At 56.1% G+C, this 5,423-nt stretch carries 2 tRNA genes and 2 rRNA genes; all 4 read right to left on the reverse strand.

The annotated features are described in order from the left end of the window. Nucleotides 1-2,829: ribosomal RNA gene (locus tag H4F99_RS14310) — 23S ribosomal RNA — on the reverse strand; the annotation flags it as partial. A gap of 333 nt (nucleotides 2,830-3,162) precedes the next feature. Then, a tRNA-Ile gene (locus tag H4F99_RS14315) sits at nucleotides 3,163-3,239 on the reverse strand. Nucleotides 3,240-3,260: 21 nt separating this feature from the next. After that, nucleotides 3,261-3,336: transfer RNA gene (locus H4F99_RS14320), tRNA-Ala, on the reverse strand. Nucleotides 3,337-3,407: 71 nt separating this feature from the next. Beyond that, a 16S ribosomal RNA gene (locus H4F99_RS14325) occupies nucleotides 3,408-4,952 on the reverse strand. Nucleotides 4,953-5,423 lie beyond the last annotated feature (471 nt).

A 5,423-nucleotide genomic window follows, 5' to 3' on the forward strand; every position in this document is an offset into this window, starting at 1 on the left:
CTTACACACCCAGCCTATCAACCACCTGGTCTTGATGGTTCCTTCAGGGGAGTCAAGCTCCCGGGAGATCTCATCTTGAGGCGCGCTTCCCGCTTAGATGCTTTCAGCGGTTATCGCTTCCGAACATAGCTACCCGGCAGTGCCACTGGCGTGACAACCGGAACACCAGAGGTTCGTCCACTCCGGTCCTCTCGTACTAGGAGCAGCCCCTCTCAAATCTCCAACGCCCATGGCAGATAGGGACCGAACTGTCTCACGACGTTCTGAACCCAGCTCGCGTACCACTTTAAATGGCGAACAGCCATACCCTTGGGACCGACTACAGCCCCAGGATGTGATGAGCCGACATCGAGGTGCCAAACACCGCCGTCGATATGAACTCTTGGGCGGTATCAGCCTGTTATCCCCGGAGTACCTTTTATCCGTTGAGCGATGGCCCTTCCATACAGAACCACCGGATCACTAAGTCCTACTTTCGTACCTGCTTGATCCGTCGATCTTGCAGTCAAGCACGCTTATGCCTTTGCACACAGTGCGCGATGTCCGACCGCGCTGAGCGTACCTTCGAGCTCCTCCGTTACTCTTTGGGAGGAGACCGCCCCAGTCAAACTACCCACCATACACGGTCCCCGACCCGGATTACGGGCCCAGGTTAGAACGTCAAGCACGACAGGGTGGTATTTCAAGGTTGGCTCCACCAGAACTGGCGTCCTGGTTTCAAAGCCTCCCACCTATCCTACACAGACGAACTCAACGTTCAGTGTAAAGCTATAGTAAAGGTTCACGGGGTCTTTCCGTCTTGCCACGGGAACGCTGCATCTTCACAGCGATTTCAATTTCACTGAGTCTCGGGTGGAGACAGCGCCGCTGTCGTTACGCCATTCGTGCAGGTCGGAACTTACCCGACAAGGAATTTCGCTACCTTAGGACCGTTATAGTTACGGCCGCCGTTTACCGGGGCTTCGATCAAGAGCTTCGCCTTGCGGCTGACCCCATCAATTAACCTTCCGGCACCGGGCAGGCGTCACACCCTATACGTCCACTTTCGTGTTTGCAGAGTGCTGTGTTTTTGATAAACAGTCGCAGCGGCCTGGTCACTGCGACCCCCGCCAGCTATAGCTCGCACGAGCCACCAGCAGGGGTGCACCTTCTCCCGAAGTTACGGTGCCATGTTGCCTAGTTCCTTCACCCGAGTTCTCTCAAGCGCCTGAGAATTCTCATCCTGCCCACCTGTGTCGGTTTACGGTACGGTCTGCGTAAGCTGAAGCTTAGGAGCTTTTCCTGGAAGCGTGGCATCAATCACTTCGCTCTAATGAGCTCGTCTCGGTGCTCGGTGTTAAAGGGTCCCGGATTTGCCTAAGACCCACACCTACCGCCTTTCCCCGGGACAACCAACGCCCGGTAGACCTAGCCTTCTCCGTCCCTCCATCGCACTTACGCGAGGTGCTGGAATATTAACCAGCTTCCCATCGACTACGCATTTCTGCCTCGCCTTAGGGGCCGACTCACCCTGCGCCGATTAACGTTGCGCAAGGAAACCTTGGGCTTTCGGCGTGCGGGCTTTTCACCCGCATTATCGTTACTCATGTCAGCATTCGCACTTCCGATACCTCCAGCAGACCTCTCGATCCACCTTCAACGGCTTACGGAACGCTCCTCTACCGCGTCCCCTTTTACAGGGACACCCCAAGCTTCGGTTCCATGCTTAGCCCCGTTAAATCTTCCCCGCAGACCGACTCGACCAGTGAGCTATTACGCTTTCTTTAAAGGGTGGCTGCTTCTAAGCCAACCTCCTGGCTGTCTGTGCCTTTCCACATGGTTTTCCACTTAGCATGGAATTTGGGACCTTAGCTGTGGGTCTGGGTTGTTTCCCTTTTCACGACGGACGTTAGCACCCGCCGTGTGTCTCCCATGCAGTCTGTCCTGGTATTCGGAGTTTGCCATGGTTTGGTAAGTCGCGATGACCCCCTAGCCATAACAGTGCTCTACCCCCAGGAAGATTCACATGAGGCGCTACCTAAATAGCTTTCGAGGAGAACCAGCTATCTCCGGGTTCGATTAGCTTTTCACTCCTAATCACACCTCATCCCCTACCTTTGCAACGGGAGTGGGTTCGGGCCTCCAGTTGATGTTACTCAACCTTCACCCTGGGCATGACTAGATCACCCGGTTTCGGGTCTATTGCCCGCGACTATGCGCCCTTATCAGACTCGGTTTCCCTTCGCCTCCCCTATACGGTTAAGCTTGCCACGAACAATAAGTCGCTGACCCATTATACAAAAGGTACGCAGTCACCCCGAAGGGCTCCTACTGCTTGTACGCACACGGTTTCAGGGTCTATTTCACTCCCTTCACCAGGGTTCTTTTCGCCTTTCCCTCACGGTACTGGTTCACTATCGGTCGGTCAGGAGTATTTAGCCTTGGAGGATGGTCCCCCCATGTTCAGACAGGGTTTCTCGTGCCCCGCCCTACTCGATTTCATCGAATGTGCCCTTTCGCATACAGGGCTATCACCTTCTATGGCCGGACTTTCCAGTCCGTTTTGCTAGAACACAATCGACTTAAGGGCTAGTCCCCGTTCGCTCGTCACTACTGAGGGAATCTCGGTTGATTTCTTTTCCTCCGGGTACTTAGATATTTCAGTTCTCCGGGTTCGCTTCGTACACCTATGTATTCAGTGCACGATACTGCTTGCGCAGTGGGTTTCCCCATTCGGACATCGCGGGATCAATGCTTGTTGCCAGCTCCCCCACGCTTTTCGCAGGCTGCCACGTCCTTCATCGCCTCTGACCGCCAAGGCATCCACCGTGTGCGCTTATTCGCTTGACCATATAACCCCAAGTCGCCTTGGAGTCTCTGTGCCCGGGGGTACAAAGCCCGGACGCGAATATTGCAACGACTCAAATATAGGTGCCTCCAGGGCACCCGCCTTAGCCTCTACGACACGTCATGGACATTCGTCTCAAAACGCTCGCTACTTCCCGATTTTCAAAGAACGCACCCAGGCCTCAACGCCCGCGTGCTTCAGATCTTTGGTGCGCAGTTACATCCAGAGAGCTCTCGAACCACCAACGCCGCCATCGACCGGGCTGGCCGAAGCGGGCTTTTCCTTGAAAAGTCCGCACAGGGATGTGCGGGCTCTTGCGAGGGACTCGCATGTGATGGTGGGTCTGGGAGGACTCGAACCACCGGCCTCACCCTTATCAGGGGTGCGCTCTAACCACCTGAGCTACAGACCCAATAGTCTTGCCTGACGGGAGTGGTGGAGCCAGTCGGGATCGAACCGACGACCCCCTGCTTGCAAAGCAGGTGCTCTCCCAGCTGAGCTATGGCCCCAACGGGGTCACTCTCTGAATGCAGGTCACTTGTGCGGACGCCTGGCCAGCAATTAGCTGCCTTTAGTCTCGAAAGGAGGTGATCCAGCCGCACCTTCCGATACGGCTACCTTGTTACGACTTCACCCCAGTCATGAATCACTCCGTGGTAACCGTCCCCCCGAAGGTTAGACTAGCTACTTCTGGAGCAACCCACTCCCATGGTGTGACGGGCGGTGTGTACAAGGCCCGGGAACGTATTCACCGCAGCAATGCTGATCTGCGATTACTAGCGATTCCGACTTCATGGAGTCGAGTTGCAGACTCCAATCCGGACTGGGATGGGGTTTCTGGGATTGGCTTGCCCTCGCGGGTTTGCAGCCCTCTGTCCCCACCATTGTAGTACGTGTGTAGCCCTGGCCGTAAGGGCCATGATGACTTGACGTCATCCCCACCTTCCTCCGGCTTGTCGCCGGCGGTCTCCTTAGAGTTCCCACCATTACGTGCTGGCAACTAAGGACAAGGGTTGCGCTCGTTGCGGGACTTAACCCAACATCTCACGACACGAGCTGACGACAGCCATGCAGCACCTGTCTCACGGTTCCCGAAGGCACCAATCCATCTCTGGAAAGTTCCGTGGATGTCAAGGCCAGGTAAGGTTCTGCGCGTTGCATCGAATTAAACCACATACTCCACCGCTTGTGCGGGCCCCCGTCAATTCCTTTGAGTTTCAGTCTTGCGACCGTACTTCCCAGGCGGCGAACTTAACGCGTTAGCTTCGATACTGAAGACCTAAGTGTCCCCAACATCCAGTTCGCATCGTTTAGGGCGTGGACTACCAGGGTATCTAATCCTGTTTGCTCCCCACGCTTTCGTGCCTCAGTGTCAGTGCTGGTCCAGGTAGCCGCCTTCGCCACGGATGTTCCTCCCGATATCTACGCATTTCACTGCTACACCGGGAATTCCGCTACCCTCTACCGCACTCTAGCCTGCCAGTATCAAATGCAGTTCCCAGGTTGAGCCCAGGGCTTTCACATCTGACTTAACAAACCACCTACGCACGCTTTACGCCCAGTAATTCCGAGTAACGCTTGCACCCTTCGTATTACCGCGGCTGCTGGCACGAAGTTAGCCGGTGCTTATTCTTACGGTACCGTCAGTTCGACCAGGTATTAACCGGTCGCGTTTCTTCCCGTACAAAAGTGCTTTACAACCCGAAGGCCTTCTTCACACACGCGGCATGGCTGGATCAGGCTTGCGCCCATTGTCCAATATTCCCCACTGCTGCCTCCCGTAGGAGTCTGGGCCGTGTCTCAGTCCCAGTGTGGCTGATCATCCTCTCAGACCAGCTACGGATCGTCGCCTTGGTGGGCCTTTACCCCGCCAACTAGCTAATCCGACGTCGGCTCATCTTTCTGCGTGAGGCCCGAAGGTCCCCCACTTTCACCCGTAGGTCGTATGCGGTATTAGCGTAAGTTTCCCTACGTTATCCCCCACAAAAAGGCAGATTCCGACGCTATCCTCACCCGTCCGCCACTCGCCACCCAGGGAGCAAGCTCCCCTGTGCTGCCGTTCGACTTGCATGTGTTAGGCCTGCCGCCAGCGTTCACTCTGAGCCAGGATCAAACTCTTCACTTAAAACTGCTTGGACCGAAGTCCAGATGCTTTGAGTGCCGAGCCGTCCAGGTCCCAAATTACATCGCTTGCATCTGCATGCATTTGAATTGACTTGGTTCCTGTTCGGACTCCAGCGTATGGACAACCATCCACTCGCCAGACGCCCGCACAAGTCACCTGCGCACACTGTCAAAGATCTCAAGAACCGGCCTCAGCGCCGCGTTCCCTCTACCGCTTCCCCGCCGCACCTAAGTGCCCGAGGGAGCCGCTCATCATACAGCAGTTTCCGGGGCCGTCAACACCTCACCGCACCCTTTTTCCTGCCGCCCCGCCACCGTTCAGGCTCTGCCTGAGACCCGGCGGGCCGCGCATCTTACAGCAACTTCCCAAGCCGTCAACACGTCCCGAAAAACCGCCTCCAACACGCCCCGCCAACTCGAACTTCCCGGCAGCGGGGCGCGCATTCTGCACAGCTTCGAGACGTTTGGGAAG

It is taken from the genome of Marilutibacter penaei (genome assembly GCF_014145395.1).
GTDB classification, from domain to species: Bacteria; Pseudomonadota; Gammaproteobacteria; order Xanthomonadales; family Xanthomonadaceae; genus Marilutibacter; species Marilutibacter penaei.